A 14,823-nucleotide genomic window follows, 5' to 3' on the forward strand; every position below is an offset into this window, starting at 1 on the left:
ATAGCGCAGCATCTCATCAGCAGATGGAGCTTAGACTTCTTTTTGTCCTCTGTCAACCATGAATCAGACGTCTCTCCGCACTCAGAAGGTACCCCATGGGGGGAATGAAGGTGAGGGAGTACCAAGCATTGGACCTAACGCCTCCCCACCAAACTTGCACGCCCATGGACGCACCACTGGCGCATCGAGTATTACGAGAGAGCAACGCGGCTGAAGCAAACTCTTAGTTATGGCGGTGCGTGACTGGAGACATGAGGAAGGATCTAGATTCTCAAGAGCTTAGCAGAGAGTCCGATATCGTCCATGGTGTGCTTTCTGTCAAAGACTGGATGATACCCCGCTCGAATCCGATACGGCGACTGCCTCTAAGTCGTTACCTCCGCATGTAAGGGGTACCCACACTAAACTCGCAACACCCCTAATCCTCAGCCTTTATAGCCGCGCTGGGCTCACGTTGGTCAGGATGTGGTGAGGGCTCATGTCGATTTGTAGATAGCAGGCCTAGCTGGTACATCAGCCCAAGGAAGTCGTGCTGTGCCCATCGCTCTATGATCTTCCCTCCCTCGAAACGGTAGATGACAATACCGGTCATCTCTAACCGCTTTCCAGTTGGCGGGACACCAAAGAGTTCGCCTGTATGCATTCCAGCCGCTGTCATTCGGACCACCACCCGGTCTCCCTCGGCAATCAGATCGTGAATAACGGGGTTGCCCTCTGGGGCCGCGGACGCAAAAGCTCTGAACGTCTGCTTGATCGCTTCAAGTCCGGGCTTGAGACCGGGGATCGGCGGTGGATCGTGGTAGACAAGATCGGGGGAGAAGAACTCATCCATTGCCGAGAATTTGAACCCCTCGTCGTAGAGGCGACGCACTAGACGCTTGTTGTCTTCCGTCGACATCTGACACCTCCTACATTGCTGTTGTATGCGCGGGGCTAAGCGCCGCGCCTATCTGGGGCCTAACCAGTTATTGCGGATTGCTTTTCAGTCAAACAGAAAGTTTTTAGTGAGTCAAGGGATAAATTGAGAGTAACCATTCAGTTACGGGTGGAAAAATCTCCCCTAGCCCCTCTTTTCCAAAGAGGGGGACTACCCGTTTCCCCCTTTGAAGAAGGGGGATTAAGGGGGATTTTATAAAAACCTACCACATTTTATTTAATGATTTCCCCCCTATCACTGAATGGTTACAATTGAGAAGGGCGATACGTTGACAACCTGCATGCGGAAAGTTATGATGGTGATCTTCTAATCGAACGAAACGTGAACCGTTTCCTGCACTGGAGGGAGCAATGATTGTCGTAACTAACAGAGTGCCTGTCACAAAGGGGTATGAAAAGGAGTTCGAGAAGCGATTCGACCACCGCTTAAGCGTTGTAGAGCGTAAGCCGGGATTCATCCGAAACGAGATTCTACGGCCTATCCTGGGCGATTATTACATCCTCCTGACCCATTGGGAGAGCCGGGAGACGTTCGAGGCCTGGACCCAGAGTGAAGAGTTCAAGCAGGTCCACAGCAACCTGGCGCCTAAGGAGATGTGCCCCGGTCCCAACGGCTTCGAGATGCACGAGGTCATCCTGGTGTCAGAGAAGAAGCCATAGGGACAGATCTGTGTGCCAGCCCAGATGGGGCGAACGTATAGGTTCGCCCCTACATTGAGGAAAGAAAACGCGGGGGGACGTTTGGCACAACGACCTGTTGAGGGGCTGCACTCCAGTGGTCAGTACTGCAACTCATAGAGCCGGCTGTAGAGCCCGCCGTTGGCCAGCAATTCCTGATGGGTTCCTTCCTCCCGGATGCGCCCCTTGTGCAGGACGATGATCCGATCGACGAACTGGATTGTCGAGAGGCGGTGGGCAATGATCAGGGCGGTCCGCCCGACCAGCAGCGCTCTCAGGGCATCCTGGATCAGCAACTCCGTTGCCGTGTCCACCGAACTGGTCGCCTCGTCCATGATCAGGATCGGTCTGTCGAAGGCCAGAGCCCTGGCGAAAGAGAGAAGCTGGCGTTCGCCCTGGGAGAGCGTAGAGCCACGCTCCTCCACGACGGCGTGCAAACCGCCGGGCAGCCGATCGATAAAGCCCTGGGCGTGAACGCGTCGCACCGCTTCGACCATCTGCGCTTCTGAAATAGCAGGATCGCCGAGACTGATATTGCGGGCGATATCTCCGGAGAAGAGAAAGACGTCCTGTAGCACTAACCCCAGGTGCCGACGTAACGTCCGCTTGTCCCATTCCCGCACGTCGATGCCATCGATGCGAACGCTGCCGCTCTGGACGTCATAGAACCGGCAGAGGGCCGAGATGATCGAGGTCTTCCCGGCGCCAGTGGCGCCGACCAAGGCCACCTTTTCGCCAGGGGCCACCCGCAGGGAGATCCCCTTGAGAACCGGCTCGCCGACTGCGTAGGAGAGCCAGACATCCCTGAACTCGATCTCACCGCGCAGGCGAAGCGGGTGGGTGGGTGTAGCAGGTCCCGCCAGCGATTCCTGCACATCAAGCAGCTTGAATACCCGTTCGCTCGATGCCATCGCCGCCTGCAAAATGTTGTACTTCTCCGCCAGATCGCGGATCGGCGCAAAAAGGCGGTTCACATACTGGACAAAGGCGATGATGACGCCAGGGAGAACCTGTTCGTCGAGGATCATGGCGCCGCCCACCCAGAGCACGATGCCGACGGTGATAGCGCTGAAGAGCTCGATTGAGGGGAAGAAGACCGCATTGTACTGGATGCTCTGGAGCAACGCATCCCGATGCTGGGCGTTGATCTCTTTGAACCTGCGGAAGTGACGCGCCTCCTGACCGAAGGCCTGGATGGTGGCCATACCGGAGATGTTCTCCTGGAGAAACGCATTCATCCGGGCCAGGATCCGTCGGCTGTCGCGGTAGTTCTCGCGCGCCCGTTTGCGATAGGCAGCCGTCGCGGGCAGGATAAACGGGAAGGTCGCGAACGAGATCACGGCCAGACGCCAATCCAACGCCAACATGGCTACCGCGACCCCGATCAGCATCAGCAGATCGCCCAGCAGCGCGACCATCCCCGATCCGAACAGCTCGTTCAGGGTCTCCACATCGTTGATGACCCTGGTCATAAGCCGGCCAACCGGATTCCTGTCGAAGAAGGCGAGATCCTGTCGTTGCACGTGGGTGAAGAGTTGCGTCCGCAGGTCATGCATGGCTCGCTGGCCGGTAGACTGCATGGTGTAGCTCTGGGCGTATTGGGACAGGAACCCGATGAGGACAGTGACCAGGTAGGCCAGGACTGCGAGGTTCAGACCATGCAGGTCGTGGGCGGCGATATGGGTATCAATAGCAACCTTCGTGATATACGGCCCGAGCAGTTGCATCCCTGTGGTCAGGAACAGGAGCAGGAGGGAGACCACGACCCACCACCGATACGGCGCAAGGTATCTGAGCAGCCGCCGCATCAGTTGGCCATCGTAGGCTTTGCCCAGCAACTCCTCGTCCTGATGACCCTGCTCTTCCTTCATCACCGTGCCACTCCATTATCGCTCAGGGCTTCAATCTCTCGAGTTAACAACTGTCGGCGATAAAGGCGGTAGTAGTGGCCACGCAAGGCCAGCAGCGCTTCGTGACTACCCCGCTCCACGATCCGACCATCCTTCAGGTAGATAATCTGGTCAGCCGCCATGACCGTCGAGATCCGGTGTGAGATCAGGATCGCAGTCCGCCCCCGCATGAACCCTTTCAACTGTTCAAGTATCCGTTCCTCAGTCTCAGTGTCTACGCTGGAGAAGGCGTCGTCCAGGATCAGGATGGGCGAATTCTTGATGATAGCCCGAGCCAGCGCCGTTCGTTGTTTCTGTCCGCCGGACAACCTCACCCCTCGCTCCCCCAGCAGCGTCTCGAACTGGTCCGTAAACCCCTGGATGCTGGGAGTTAATTGGGCGAGATCGGCCGCCATCTCTAACTCCTCCGATGTGGCGTCGCCGTTACCGAAGAGGATGTTTTCCCGGATCGTGTCGGAGAACAGAAAGATGTCCTGGGAGACGAAGCCGATAGCGTGCTTCAGGCTCTCCATGGGAAGCTGCTGGAGCTCGATGTCATCGATGAAAACGGTTCCGGGCGGCGACTCGTGCAGGCGCGGCAGGAGGCTCACCAACGTACTCTTCCCGGCGCCGGTCTCGCCCACCACCCCACACCAGGTGCCGGCCGGAATCGTGAGGGTAATCTCTTGCAAGGCGAGCGGCGCAGAGGGGGCATAGCGGAAAGACAGGTTACGGAACTCGATCTTGCCGCGCAACTCTGAGACCTGCCAAGTCCCTGGTGTTTGATATCCCGCCGCAACCGGCGCATCCAGGATCTCCACGAGGCGCGCCAGCGCGGCCGAACCGCGCTGATAGAGTGTGATCACGTACCCGATCGCCATCATGGGCCAGGTGAGTATGCCCAGGTACCCGTAGAAGCCGGCCAGTTCCCCGAGGGACATTGTTTGCATGGCAACCTGGCGGCCGCCGAGCCACAAAACGACCGTGGCTGCCAAACCGGATAGAAAACTCGTTACCGGCCAGAAATATCCCCAGCGCTTGACCAGATCGAGGTTCTTGACCCGATACTCCTGACTCAACCTGTCGAAATGCCGCTGTTGGTTCTCCTCTTGCGCATAGGCCTGGACAACCCTGACGCCGGCCAGGTTCTCCTGGACAAATGTACTGAGAGTGCTGAGATGACGCTGGATATCCCGATACCGATTAAAGATGCGGTTGCCGGAAACAAGCATAAGGACGGTGATGCCTGGCAGAGGTAGGAGGCTCCACAGCGTAAGCCACGGATCGATGATCACCATCAGCACGAGACTGGCGGACATCATCAGGACGGCGTCGATCGTGGCCATGGCCCCCATCCCCAGCATCTCGCGGAGGGAGACCATATCGTTGGTCATCCGCGACATCAGGTCACCGGTCTTGGTGTGGGTGAAGTAACTGAGCGGCAGGCGCTGCAGGTGAGCAAAGATCGCATTTCTGAAATCCCACTCGATGTGCCTCGAGAACCCGAATACGTGAGTCCTCCAGAAGTAGCGGAAGATCACTTGAAAGCCGGCGGCCAGCACAATCAGGGCAGGGTACTTCCAGGGGGCGATAGCCACCCCTGGACCGGCCAGGAAGGTGTCCAGGGCGTCCTTGGTCAGCCACGGGATGGCCAGCCCGCACAGGTCAGTCATGACCAGCGCAGCGAGGCCAATGAACAGGAACCGACGGTGCTGGTACAGGTACGGTCGAAGCCGGGTGAACTTTTTAAAAATCTTACGCCTCCGTGTTCAGGTACGGGTGGGTCAGAGCAGTCAGCGAAATAATTGTACGTCAGCCCAAACCCCGTGTAAAGGCATTGTAGGCAGCAATGGCCTTAGGTTACGCTGCGATTAACTAACGGGATTGAGACCTGTGGCGGGTTAGCGTCAGATGCCCTCTTCGAGGACGTTCTTGGGGATGGTAGAATCCGCTCCGCTCGATCAGCAGGGTAGGACAGGCAGGATCGGCAGGCGATTTAGCACTTGGCGATGGAACTTCCACGTGGGCATGAATCGGTCCATTAGCGCGACGAAACGGGCGTTATGGGTCGGTTCCAGCAGGTGAACCAGTTCGTGAACGACAATGTATTCGAGGCACTCCGCCGGCTTCTTGGTTAGCTCGGTGTTGAGGCGAATCGTGCGCGCCTTGTGGTTGCAGCTCCCCCACCTGGTCTTCATCCGTCGCACGAACAACCGCTCCACTCTCACGCCCAGCAGCGGCTGCCATCGCGCGAGCAATGGCGACACAGCCTCCTTCAACTGCTCTCGATACCATTCCTCTACGAGCGCCCTCCTCTTGTCTTCATCTGATCGCGGTCGCACCCGCAGATGCATGCAGCCGTGCTTCACCTCGATTGAGGGTGGCTCATCGCTCTCGGAAACGGTAAGCAAGTAGCGCTCGCCCCACACGTAGTGGCTTTCCCGCTCCACGTATTCCCGAGGCGTTTCGCGTTCCTGCTCCCGCAGCCTCGTCTGCTGCTGCTTGATCCAGTCCAACTTCGAGATGGCGAAGAAGCGGATCGTGTCGATGCTCATGCGCTTCGGGGCCGAGATGCGGACGCGGCCCATCGGGGGATGGACGCTGAGATGAACGTTTTTGATGTCCTTCAGGACCACGTCCACCGCGATGTCACCCAGATTGATCTGCGACATCCTCAATACTCGCCCTGCGCCTTGATGATCAGGAAGATGCGCTCCACCTCAGCCACATCATTGTTCAGTAGCGGCAGCAATGCGCCCTTAAGCGTTACCTCCTCGGCGATGGCGAAGTCGTTCTGCTCCGGCTCGTGCCAGTTGATGAGGTGGACTTTCTCCGTCACCTTGCCCGCCTCGGTCTTCACGTCTACACCGTAGCGCAGCAGCTTGTAGACGGCCTGGTTGTTGCCGTAGAGTGTGCGGCTGTGACTGTCCGCCTCGGTGCGCAGGTCGTAGAGCGCCTTGGAAATCTGCGCCGGGCTGTAGCGGCACTTAGTCAGCCATGCGGCGAGCAAACCTTCATCGATGTTACTGTTGCCGTCGCGGTCGGTCCAGTCACCGAGGTAGCGGTAGCGCAGTTCATCGCGGAACAGGGCGATGACCCGATTCTGCGTGGCGCGCTCGGGCTGGCCGACGGCGTTCACTTCACGACCTCCCAATAGCCGCCTTTTGCCGAGCCGATTCGTCGCACGCGGTTCTGCTGCCGGAGTTGCCTGAGATTTCGCTCGATGGATCGGTCCGTAATGCCGAGCATGCGTGCCATCTCCGGGATCGTGGCATCGGGATTCGCAATCAGATACGCGAGGATTTTCCCCGACGTTTTCCCCGACGTTTCACCGACCTTCTCCCCCAACAGCCGATGGGCCTCCTTCTCGCCCAACGCAGCACTCAGGTGCTCGGGGTTGGCTTTGAACGTCAGCATCAAGCCGGAAAGGCTGGCGTCGTAGATCGGCGCCTCGATGCCATGCTCGCGACACTCGCGCGCAATCTTCTCGATGCCGCGTCCCCAAGACTCGATGTAGCCCGCACGGAAGAAGGCGTTGGCCAGCAGGGGATTGAAGGGGTGCGACGGGTGCTTGCCCCTCAGCTTCTCCAGCGTCCAGCTCTGCGGCAACTGACCTGGATTCCACAACACGATCTGGTGCTCGTAGACGCTGATTTGGATCGGGATGGCACTGCTGTAGTCCTTATGCACTACCGCATTCAGCAGGGCCTCGCGCAACGCGCCGTCGGGGAACAGAAAGGTCTCCAGCCACTGCACACCTTGGTAGCTGATATAGGCCTTTAGGTACTTCTGGTGAAGAATCTCCAGCGTTTTCTCGACCTGCTCGAACAGGTTTCCGCGCATCTCGTCCTGGTAACGCAGATCGTCGTCGGTAACGAAGAAGCCGATCTTGATCCAGGCCCCGCCGACGTAGTGCTGCGGCCGCTCGGAGAACAACAGGTAGGCGGCACGCTTCAGATACTGGCCCTCGGTCAGTTCCAGGTTGTCCAGAACGGCCTCACGGCTGTCGTTCAACACCGCTTCGTCCATACGACCGCTGCGTACCGCTCGCTGCGCAAACAGCCGGAGGGCGTCCTGACTGCAGTCTGCGGCATGGAAGGTCGGTTCGGGAACGCCGTCCCAATGCAGGCCGCGCTTCCTAAGCAGGAACCGCTCGAGGGCCGCGCCCTTGAGGGCCTGGTTGGTACTGCCGCTCCGATAATGGTATTCGCCTCTGAGGCTGATCGGGTTATGGAATGGAGAATGGAGAGTGGAGAATTATTGGGCATGGGAGTAAAATTGAAAGTGGAGAATGGAGAGTGGAGAATTATTGAGCATGCTTGTCTTTCCTCGATGTTTTGACGATCGAGACCAGCAGCTTGACCAGTTCTTCGCTGTCTGTTCGGATCGATGTAAAGCTCTGCTCAGCGATGTACTCGGCTTGGTGCAGCAACTCCAGCCAGTAGAGAGTTTCGTTGGCTTCCTTGAGCGCGATGTTCATCTTGTGGGTAAAGTCTGGTTTGCTCTCGGCATGTTCCGCCTCGCGTACCAGCGCACCAATTGCGGTCCCGCTGCGTAACACCTGCTTGGACAGCACAAACTCCTTCTTCTCGTCCTGCAAATATTTCGCCAACCTTACCACGCGAAGCGCAAACGCAAACGACTTCGCCTTTACAACGTTTTCCTTCATTCTCAATTTCCTATTCCCTCATTCTCCATTCTCCATTTTCAATTCTCAATTTATTAACCGGTCGTCTACACTTTGCGCACGGGCCCGGGGTACCGGGCCAGTTGCGCGTCGCCGGTGAGGAGGATGATGCCCTCGCTTAAGGCCTGGGCCAGCAGCAGGCGGTCGAAGGGATCTTTGTGCAGTGGGGGCAAGCTGTCGATGTTTACCGCGTGCTGACTGGTGATGGGAAGCTCGGTATAGCCGTTGTCGAGCAAACCCCGGCGCAGCAGGCGTGGCTCGACGCGGAAGTCTTCCCGCCCCAGGGTATTCTTGATGGCGATCTCCCACAGGCTGGCGGCGCTAAAGAGGAGCTCGTTGCGCGGGTCGTTCAGGAGCTTACGCGCCGCCGCGGAGAGCCGCTCGGGCTGGCCGGCCGCCCAAAGCAGGATCTGAGTGTCCAGCAAGAGCTTCACGCCCCGCTCCCGAACAGGGCCGCGATCTCGGCTTCGCCCATGCTGTCAAAATCTTCGGGTACGGCGATCTCGCCCGCCAGGAAGCCCAGCCGTTTCGGCGCCACTGGGGTATCCAGTGCCGCAACCTTCACCAGTGGCTTGCCCGCCTTGGCGATCACGAACGCTTCGCCCTTGACCGCTTGATCGACCAGCTTCGAGAGCTGGGTCTTGGCTTCATGGATGTTGACGGTAACCATATCGACCTCCAAAGACTAAGTTAATAAGACTAAGTCTACTCCGTCGCCCTCCCACCGTCAAGGAGAGTACAATTGAGAGTGGAGAATGGAGAGTGGAGAATTATTTGGCATGCTTGTCTTTCCTTGATGTTTTGACGATCTAGACCAGCAGCTTGACCAGTTCTTCGCTGTCTGTTCGGATCGATGTAAAGCTCTGCTCAGCGATGTACTCGGCTTGGTGCAGCAACTCCAGCCAGTAGAGAGTTTCGTTGGCTTCCTTGAGCGCGATGTTCATCTTGTGGGTAAAGTCTGGTTTGCTCTCGGCATGTTCCGCCTCGCGTACCAGCGCACCAATTGCGGTCCCGCTACGTAACACCTGCTTGGACAGCACAAACTCCTTCTTCTCGTCCTGCAAATATTTCGCCAACCTTACCACGCGAAGCGCAAACGCAAACGACTTCGCCTTTACAACGTTTTCCTTCATTCTCAATTTCCTATTCCCTCATTCTCCATTCTCCATTTTCAATTCTCAATTTATTTACCACTCGTAGCGCAAACGCAAACGACTTGTCTTTGACAATATTGTCCTTCATTCTCAATTTCCTATTCCCTCATTCTCCATTCTCCATTTTCAATTCTCAATTTATTTACCACTCGTAGCGCAAACGCAAACGACTTGTCTTTGACAATATTGTCCTTCATTCTCAATTTCCTATTCCCTCATTCTCCATTCTCCATTTTCAATTCTCAATTTTCAATTCCCCATGCCACACGCCAACGATCCAGACCACCTGCCCCTTGACGCGATAGAAGAAGCGGTACGGCGCAATTACAACTTCACGCTGAGGAAGGTCGGGAAACTCCGGGATCGCCCGGCCTGATTCCGGAAATTTCACGAGTCTTTTGAGAACAGTCTCCGCACGTCGGCGGAACCGCAATGCGGCGTCGGGTTTGTCGCGGCGAATATACGCGAGAGCAGAAAGAAATTGGGTTCGGGCGGAGGGGGTGAAGAGGATTTTCACCGGTCAATCTTCCGCCAATAACTCATCAGCCTCCGCCATCACGGTTTCCAGATCATACCCCTTCCCCGCGGCGATCTCTTTGTCTCCGCGGGCCAGGAGGCGAAGAAGCTGTCTGTCGTGCTCCGCCTTTTCGTATGCGTCTGTACTCATCATCACCGCTGCGGCCCGACCGCGTTGAGTAATGATGACCGGCTCTTTCGTGTTCTGAACGCGCTTAAGCACGCTTGCCGCGTCCTGACGAAGGTCAGTGATCGGAATTAGATTCGGCAGCTTGCCCATTGGTCTCACCCCCTACCATACATCTAAGCGTATCATTAATATCCTCATCGCAAGCAGATTGTAATCCCCTAATGGTGGGTGTCAAGTGGAAAGCGGCTAGTGCCAGACGCCTGGGATCGCGGTCTGGCAGGTCTAGCAGGCGCCGTCGTTGAGGGTATTCTTAAGGATGGTATAGCCGCACCGCTCGATCAGCAAGGTCCGGCAGGAGGGGCAGTAGGTATGCTCATGGGGGCCTACCGATGTTGCCGGCATAGACACTGCGGAGGCCGGTACTCTTGCCAATGTCAGCGGCCCGGAACAGAGTGCTGGCAGCCGTATTGGCGTGGTCCCGCATCTTGTAATCCTGGTGGAAGGCCGTGACATGCCAGGGCATATCGGTGGAGACAGAGGCCAGGAACTCGGCGATCTGGGCGAGCTCCGCATCCGAGTTGTTAAACCCCGGCACAATGAGCGTGACGATCTCGACCCAGAACTGCTTTTTCACAAGCAGCTTGATGGTCTCCAGGACGTTTCCCAACACTCCGCCCAACTTCCGGCAGTTCGTGTCGTTGAATCCTTCCAGGTCGACCTTATATAGGTCCACCCAGGGCTTCAGGTACTCGAGGACCTCGGGGGTGCCGTTACCGTTGCTGATGTAAGCGGTCTTCAGGCCGCGCGCTTTGGCTACGCGGAAGATCTCCACCGCCTCCTCGCTGGTGATCAGGGGCTCGTTGTAGGTGCTGGCGATGATCGGCGCGCGGTGCCGTTCGGCCATGCCGACCAAGTCGTTGACCGACACCCGCTCCGGCGGGCTCACAGCCTCGGGATCGCGCAGCGCCTGCGACGTGAGTCAATTCTGGCAATAAGGACAGAGTCACATCCGTCTTGCATTGATTACGTTCCCTGGGCCTCCTCCAGATCGATCAGGGCCCGGATCATATCTGTTTCGGTGATAATGCCGACTACCTTCTCATCCTTCAAAACCGGCAGCGCCCCGATCCTCCGGTTGAGGAGCAGATGTGCTGCCTCTGCGATCGTGGTCTCCGGCGTCACGGTGATCACCTTCTTGGTCATGATCTCCTTCACCTTCAGTTTGTCCAGCAGGTAGTGGACCTCGTAGATGGACAGGCTCGTAGCAGGGGAGGGCCTCATGAGCCGAAAGTCCCGATCGGTGACAATCCCTCGTAGCTTGCTGTTATCGGTCACGAGGAGGTGTCGAATGCCCTTCTTCTTCATCATGTACAGGGCCGCGTTGGCCCGCTCATCGAGACCAACCATGATGACCTTGGTCTGCATGTACCGTTTCACTAGCATGGGTTCTCCTTTACCGGGGTTATTTGCTCGCACGACGGCGAACGGCGGCGCCAAGGCGCTGCATCGGAGTTGAGTAGACACCTGGGGGAATGATCGCATCGATCAGGATTGTGGCCTTGACCTCCAGCGCCTGCGCCGTAGGTCACGGCAGCTACGCCCAGGCCTTGGACGCGCGCATAGGCGTCCGCCGCATACCCCACGGCCGGCTCATGGGTGAGGATCACCGGCTCGATCCCCGGCTCCTCCTCCAGGGCCCGGAAGAGGGGCAGAACGAAGTCGCCAGGCAGGCCAAACACATGGCGCACCCCGGCTTCCTTAAATCGCTCAAACAGATACCGACATAGTTCCATGCCCTACCTTTTAGCGCACTGCGAGGGGCAGGTCAATGTGAAGTCTCAGGGCGGGCCATTCGGTGAGGTGCGCGGTGAGTGGATTACAGTTCACTCGTCCCGTCACTGTCGGTTCCTGGCAGCAGGTCAGCGAAGACGAAACCGTCGCGGGTGACAACCTCCCCGAGGCTTACCGGGATAGAATGGGCGAACATCGGCCCTTCGTAGGCGAAGGTGTGAAACTCCCCCCGCTCGCCACAGGGATCCACCTCATCAGGCAATTCATCCAACAGATTTCCATCGAACAGGCGTCCTGCATACGAGGGGGAGAGTCTCTTCGGATCGACGCACGTAATCCGAGCCCTGAGGCCAGCGCTCACCATCTCGTGGGCAAGAATTCGTGTTGGCCGGCCCCATAGCGGAAACAGCGGCGTGAGCCCAGTGCCCTGCATCCGGCTCTCACGATATTGTCGGACATCCTCGAGGAAGAGATCACCGAAGGCGACATGCGTAATCTTGAGCTGTGTGCGCGCCTCAGCCAGGGCCCGACCCATCGCCTCCTCATAGGCCGCATTCGAGCATGGCCAGGGCAGCGGCACATTGATGAGCGGGAGATCGGCGGCTCGTGCCTGCGCCTCGACCAGCCCACGCCGCACGGCGTGCATGGCCACCCGGTCGAACGCCTCGTTGAAGGTGGTGAGCAGTCCCACTACCTCGATCTCACCGCCCTGCCGCAAGACCTGGAGCGTCCAGGCCGAGTCCTTCCCGCTGCTCCAGGCGATCAGGACACGAGGACGGTTGTATCCGGGTTTCATTACTTGCCCACCTCAAAGGTCATCCATCCACTCCAATCTGCTTCGAAGTTGTATTTACTGTTCGTATGCCTGGGCTCGGATATCATATGCACCTAGCTTCAGGTCTAATTCCCATGTTGCACCTTCAGGCGTGCAATTCTTGATCGGATCAATCAAACCGGTAATGCTTCTTGACGGGGCGGCGGATGTCCCAGGTGCAGGCCATCCCGACGGGAAAGGTGACGAGATCGCCCTTGCCGACCTGCACCGGCTCCCATCCCTCTGGCGTCACGATCACCTCCCCCTCCAGGATATAACAAGTCTCCGTGCTGTCGTAGCTCCAGGGAAAGATGGAGACCTCTTTACTCCAGGTTGGCCAGTCCTCGACCTTGAGCGCTGTGAGTCGCGCCGGGGAAGGGTTGCGCTCCACTCGAATCTTCATGCATCCGTCCTCCTTTCGTTTCAGGATGCCTTCTTCGTACGTAGCCGCATGGTAAGATGTCCCTGACGACATGGTCAAGCCCAAACTATTCCAAACCCATTCATCGAAGCGTCATTGCGAGGAGCGGAGCGACGAAGCAATCTCTCAGTAAAAGTACGGTGAGATTACCGCGCTCCCTTCGGTCACTCGCAATGACGGACCAATGAAAGGGTTGCGCTTTAATCTATTCTCGCCTTCTCGAACGATCCTTGGAAACGATCGAACGCTCTGTTATGATTCATATGAAAGGGAGAAACGGAGAGGCTATGCCGACCCCCGAGGAACTCAAGGAAGAGGACAGGAAGTTGCGGCAACTTCGGGTCGTGGTCAGCCTTACGATGAGCACGATCAGCCAGACTACGCTTTCGCTGGAGGAGGCCTCCAAGATGGTCACCGCCACGAGGGCGTTGGCGCTGCGCCTCTTTCCCGGTAAGGAGTTGGCCTTCGAGCTGATCTATCAGCCCCGCTTCCGGAGGCTCCTGGCCGAACGGTTCCGCCTCCATTGAGGTTGGGATCCCCTCGGTATCCTCACCAATAATGACACAGAAACCGCAGCAGTTTACTGAGACCGACCTGCTCCTCGGCGCCCATATGTCGATCGCGGGAGGGGTCGATCTGGCGCCACTGAGGGGCCAGCAGGTTGGCTGTCGGACCATCCAGCTTTTCACCAAAAGTAGCAACCAGTGGCGGGCCAGGTCCTTGCCCTCCGAAGAGATCGACCGCTTCCGCACGAATCTTCAAGCTGCGGCAATCGCTCCTGCCGTGGCCCACGGCGCCTACCTGATCAATCTGGCCTCCACCGACCCCGCGTTGCATCAGAGGTCGATGGCAGCATGCCTGGAGGAGCTCGAGCGGGCCGAGGCGCTGGGCATCCCATATCTGGTGATCCATCCAGGTGCCCACATGGGGGCCGGCGAGGATGCGGGGTTACGACAGGTGGCGAACAGTCTCCGGGAGCTCTTGAAGCGGACGAAGGGCTGTCGCGTCCAGGTAGTTCTCGAGACGACCGCCGGCCAGGGAACCGCCCTGGGGCACCGCTTCGAGCATCTCGCGCTGCTCCTGGATCAGATCGGTCTCCCGGAGCGGACCGGTGTCTGCATGGATACCTGCCACCTGTTTGCCGCCGGCTACGACATCCGGACCCTCGACGATTATCACGGCGTCCTGCGTGCGTTCGATCAGATCGTAGGCATGCCCTCCCTCAAGGTCATTCACGTCAACGACTGCAAGAAGGAGCTGGGATGTCGCGTGGACCGTCACGAGCACATCGGCAAAGGAACGATCGGTCTCGAGGCGTTCCGCTACCTGGTCACTGATCCTCGCCTACGTGGCATCCCGATGATCATCGAAACCCCGAAGGGCAGCGACTTCGTCACAGCCGATCGCCGAAATCTGGAGACCCTTCGAGGTCTCGCGGAGGAGCAGCGGGCTGAGTGATAGTCTACCGTGCAACTTCATTGATCGCTCCGTCATTACCGGGGTAACCATTCAGTGATGCGCGGGAAAATCATTAAAGAAAATGTGGTATTTTTTATAAAATCCCCCTTAATCCCCCTTAATCCCCCTTTTTCAAAGGGGGAAACGGTTAGTCCCCCTCTTTGGAAAAGAGGGGCTAGGGGAGATTTTCCACCCGTAACTGAATGGTTACTTACCGGGAAGGGGGTGCACGACAGATTTTTGAGATAAGGTCATCCGGCAGCCGCCGCCGCTGACCGCCGTTCCCAGAAGTCCTCGAAGCGGCCGCTGAGTTTGGCGCAACGCAGGGCGATGATGGCATTGGCCCCGC

19 protein-coding genes and 1 pseudogene are annotated in these 14,823 nt (G+C 57.8%); 3 read left to right on the forward strand and 17 right to left on the reverse strand.

Features of this window, described 5'->3' with window-relative positions; all coding sequences use genetic code 11:
• Positions 1 to 418 precede the first annotated feature (418 nt).
• Entirely contained in the window at positions 419 to 898 is a 480-nt protein-coding gene (locus CLG94_RS00495; RefSeq protein ID WP_107560946.1) for an ester cyclase, read from the reverse strand.
• 389 nt (positions 899 to 1,287) lie between these two features.
• Here CLG94_RS00495 and CLG94_RS00500 point away from each other — a divergent pair, with 389 nt between their 5' ends.
• Entirely contained in the window at positions 1,288 to 1,596 is a 309-nt protein-coding gene (locus CLG94_RS00500; protein WP_107560947.1) for an antibiotic biosynthesis monooxygenase family protein, read from the forward strand.
• A 119-nt stretch (positions 1,597 to 1,715) separates the two neighbouring features.
• Here the strand turns inward: CLG94_RS00500 and CLG94_RS00505 are convergent, their stop codons facing one another.
• The 16 genes and pseudogenes from CLG94_RS00505 to CLG94_RS00580 all read right to left on the reverse strand — a co-directional run bounded on the left by CLG94_RS00505 (position 1,716) and on the right by CLG94_RS00580 (position 12,998).
• A complete protein-coding gene (locus CLG94_RS00505; protein ID WP_107560948.1) occupies positions 1,716 to 3,485 on the reverse strand; it encodes an ABC transporter ATP-binding protein in 1,770 nt (589 codons plus the stop codon).
• Positions 3,485 to 5,257, reverse strand: a complete 1,773-nt coding sequence (locus tag CLG94_RS00510; protein WP_320414599.1) for an ABC transporter ATP-binding protein — start codon at positions 5,255 to 5,257, stop codon at positions 3,485 to 3,487. Before CLG94_RS00510 ends, CLG94_RS00505 begins: the two co-directional genes overlap by 1 nt.
• Positions 5,258 to 5,464: 207 nt before the next feature.
• Positions 5,465 to 6,175: a M48 family metallopeptidase gene (locus CLG94_RS00515; protein WP_107560950.1), complete on the reverse strand. Its 711-nt coding sequence runs from the start codon at positions 6,173 to 6,175 to the stop codon at positions 5,465 to 5,467.
• Positions 6,176 to 6,258: 83 nt separating this feature from the next.
• Positions 6,259 to 6,642, reverse strand: a pseudogene (locus CLG94_RS00520) (type I restriction endonuclease); the annotation flags it as partial.
• Complete coding sequence (locus CLG94_RS00525) at positions 6,639 to 7,532, reverse strand: ATP-binding protein (protein ID WP_239993045.1); 894 nt, start codon at positions 7,530 to 7,532, stop codon at positions 6,639 to 6,641. The pseudogene CLG94_RS00520 and the gene CLG94_RS00525, both read right to left, overlap by 4 nt.
• 277 nt (positions 7,533 to 7,809) lie before the next feature.
• Positions 7,810 to 8,172 carry a four helix bundle protein gene (locus CLG94_RS00530; protein ID WP_107560953.1) on the reverse strand — a complete coding sequence of 121 codons (363 nt, stop codon included), beginning with the start codon at positions 8,170 to 8,172 and terminating at the stop codon, positions 7,810 to 7,812.
• A 65-nt stretch (positions 8,173 to 8,237) separates the two neighbouring features.
• A complete protein-coding gene (locus CLG94_RS00535; RefSeq protein ID WP_107560954.1) occupies positions 8,238 to 8,624 on the reverse strand; it encodes a type II toxin-antitoxin system VapC family toxin in 387 nt (128 codons plus the stop codon).
• Positions 8,621 to 8,860 carry a type II toxin-antitoxin system Phd/YefM family antitoxin gene (locus CLG94_RS00540; RefSeq protein ID WP_107560966.1) on the reverse strand — a complete coding sequence of 80 codons (240 nt, stop codon included), beginning with the start codon at positions 8,858 to 8,860 and terminating at the stop codon, positions 8,621 to 8,623. The genes CLG94_RS00535 and CLG94_RS00540 overlap by 4 nt, the downstream gene beginning before the upstream one ends.
• Before the next feature lie 139 nt (positions 8,861 to 8,999).
• Entirely contained in the window at positions 9,000 to 9,323 is a 324-nt protein-coding gene (locus tag CLG94_RS00545; protein ID WP_107560955.1) for a four helix bundle protein, read from the reverse strand.
• 256 nt (positions 9,324 to 9,579) lie between these two features.
• Complete coding sequence (locus CLG94_RS00550) at positions 9,580 to 9,861, reverse strand: type II toxin-antitoxin system RelE/ParE family toxin (protein WP_107560956.1); 282 nt, start codon at positions 9,859 to 9,861, stop codon at positions 9,580 to 9,582.
• Between the two features lie 3 nt (positions 9,862 to 9,864).
• Positions 9,865 to 10,140, reverse strand: coding sequence for a type II toxin-antitoxin system Phd/YefM family antitoxin (locus CLG94_RS00555; protein ID WP_107560957.1), 276 nt, complete (start codon positions 10,138 to 10,140; stop codon positions 9,865 to 9,867).
• A gap of 223 nt (positions 10,141 to 10,363) precedes the next feature.
• Complete coding sequence (locus CLG94_RS00560) at positions 10,364 to 10,936, reverse strand: radical SAM protein (protein ID WP_133174585.1); 573 nt, start codon at positions 10,934 to 10,936, stop codon at positions 10,364 to 10,366.
• 77 nt (positions 10,937 to 11,013) lie between these two features.
• Positions 11,014 to 11,433 (reverse strand): CBS domain-containing protein, encoded by a 420-nt coding sequence (locus CLG94_RS00565; RefSeq protein ID WP_161953941.1) that lies wholly within the window; start codon positions 11,431 to 11,433, stop codon positions 11,014 to 11,016.
• Positions 11,427 to 11,783, reverse strand: a complete 357-nt coding sequence (locus tag CLG94_RS00570; RefSeq protein WP_107560960.1) for a thiamine pyrophosphate-binding protein — start codon at positions 11,781 to 11,783, stop codon at positions 11,427 to 11,429. Before CLG94_RS00570 ends, CLG94_RS00565 begins: the two co-directional genes overlap by 7 nt.
• An 83-nt stretch (positions 11,784 to 11,866) precedes the next feature.
• Positions 11,867 to 12,577: a Dph6-related ATP pyrophosphatase gene (locus tag CLG94_RS00575; protein WP_107560961.1), complete on the reverse strand. Its 711-nt coding sequence runs from the start codon at positions 12,575 to 12,577 to the stop codon at positions 11,867 to 11,869.
• A 148-nt stretch (positions 12,578 to 12,725) separates the two neighbouring features.
• The gene (locus tag CLG94_RS00580) at positions 12,726 to 12,998 is read right to left on the reverse strand and encodes a cupin domain-containing protein (RefSeq protein WP_107560962.1); all 273 of its coding nucleotides are present in this window, start codon (positions 12,996 to 12,998) and stop codon (positions 12,726 to 12,728) included.
• Between the two features lie 305 nt (positions 12,999 to 13,303).
• Here CLG94_RS00580 and CLG94_RS00585 point away from each other — a divergent pair, with 305 nt between their 5' ends.
• Both CLG94_RS00585 and CLG94_RS00590 read left to right on the forward strand, forming a co-directional pair.
• On the forward strand, positions 13,304 to 13,543 hold the full coding sequence (locus CLG94_RS00585) for a hypothetical protein (RefSeq protein WP_107560963.1): 240 nt from the start codon (positions 13,304 to 13,306) through the stop codon (positions 13,541 to 13,543).
• 31 nt (positions 13,544 to 13,574) lie between these two features.
• Positions 13,575 to 14,474 carry a deoxyribonuclease IV gene (locus CLG94_RS00590; protein WP_107560964.1) on the forward strand — a complete coding sequence of 300 codons (900 nt, stop codon included), beginning with the start codon at positions 13,575 to 13,577 and terminating at the stop codon, positions 14,472 to 14,474.
• Positions 14,475 to 14,823 lie beyond the last annotated feature (349 nt).

Origin of the sequence: Candidatus Methylomirabilis limnetica, assembly GCF_003044035.1 — a bacterium.
Lineage (GTDB): Bacteria > Methylomirabilota > Methylomirabilia > Methylomirabilales > Methylomirabilaceae > Methylomirabilis > Methylomirabilis limnetica.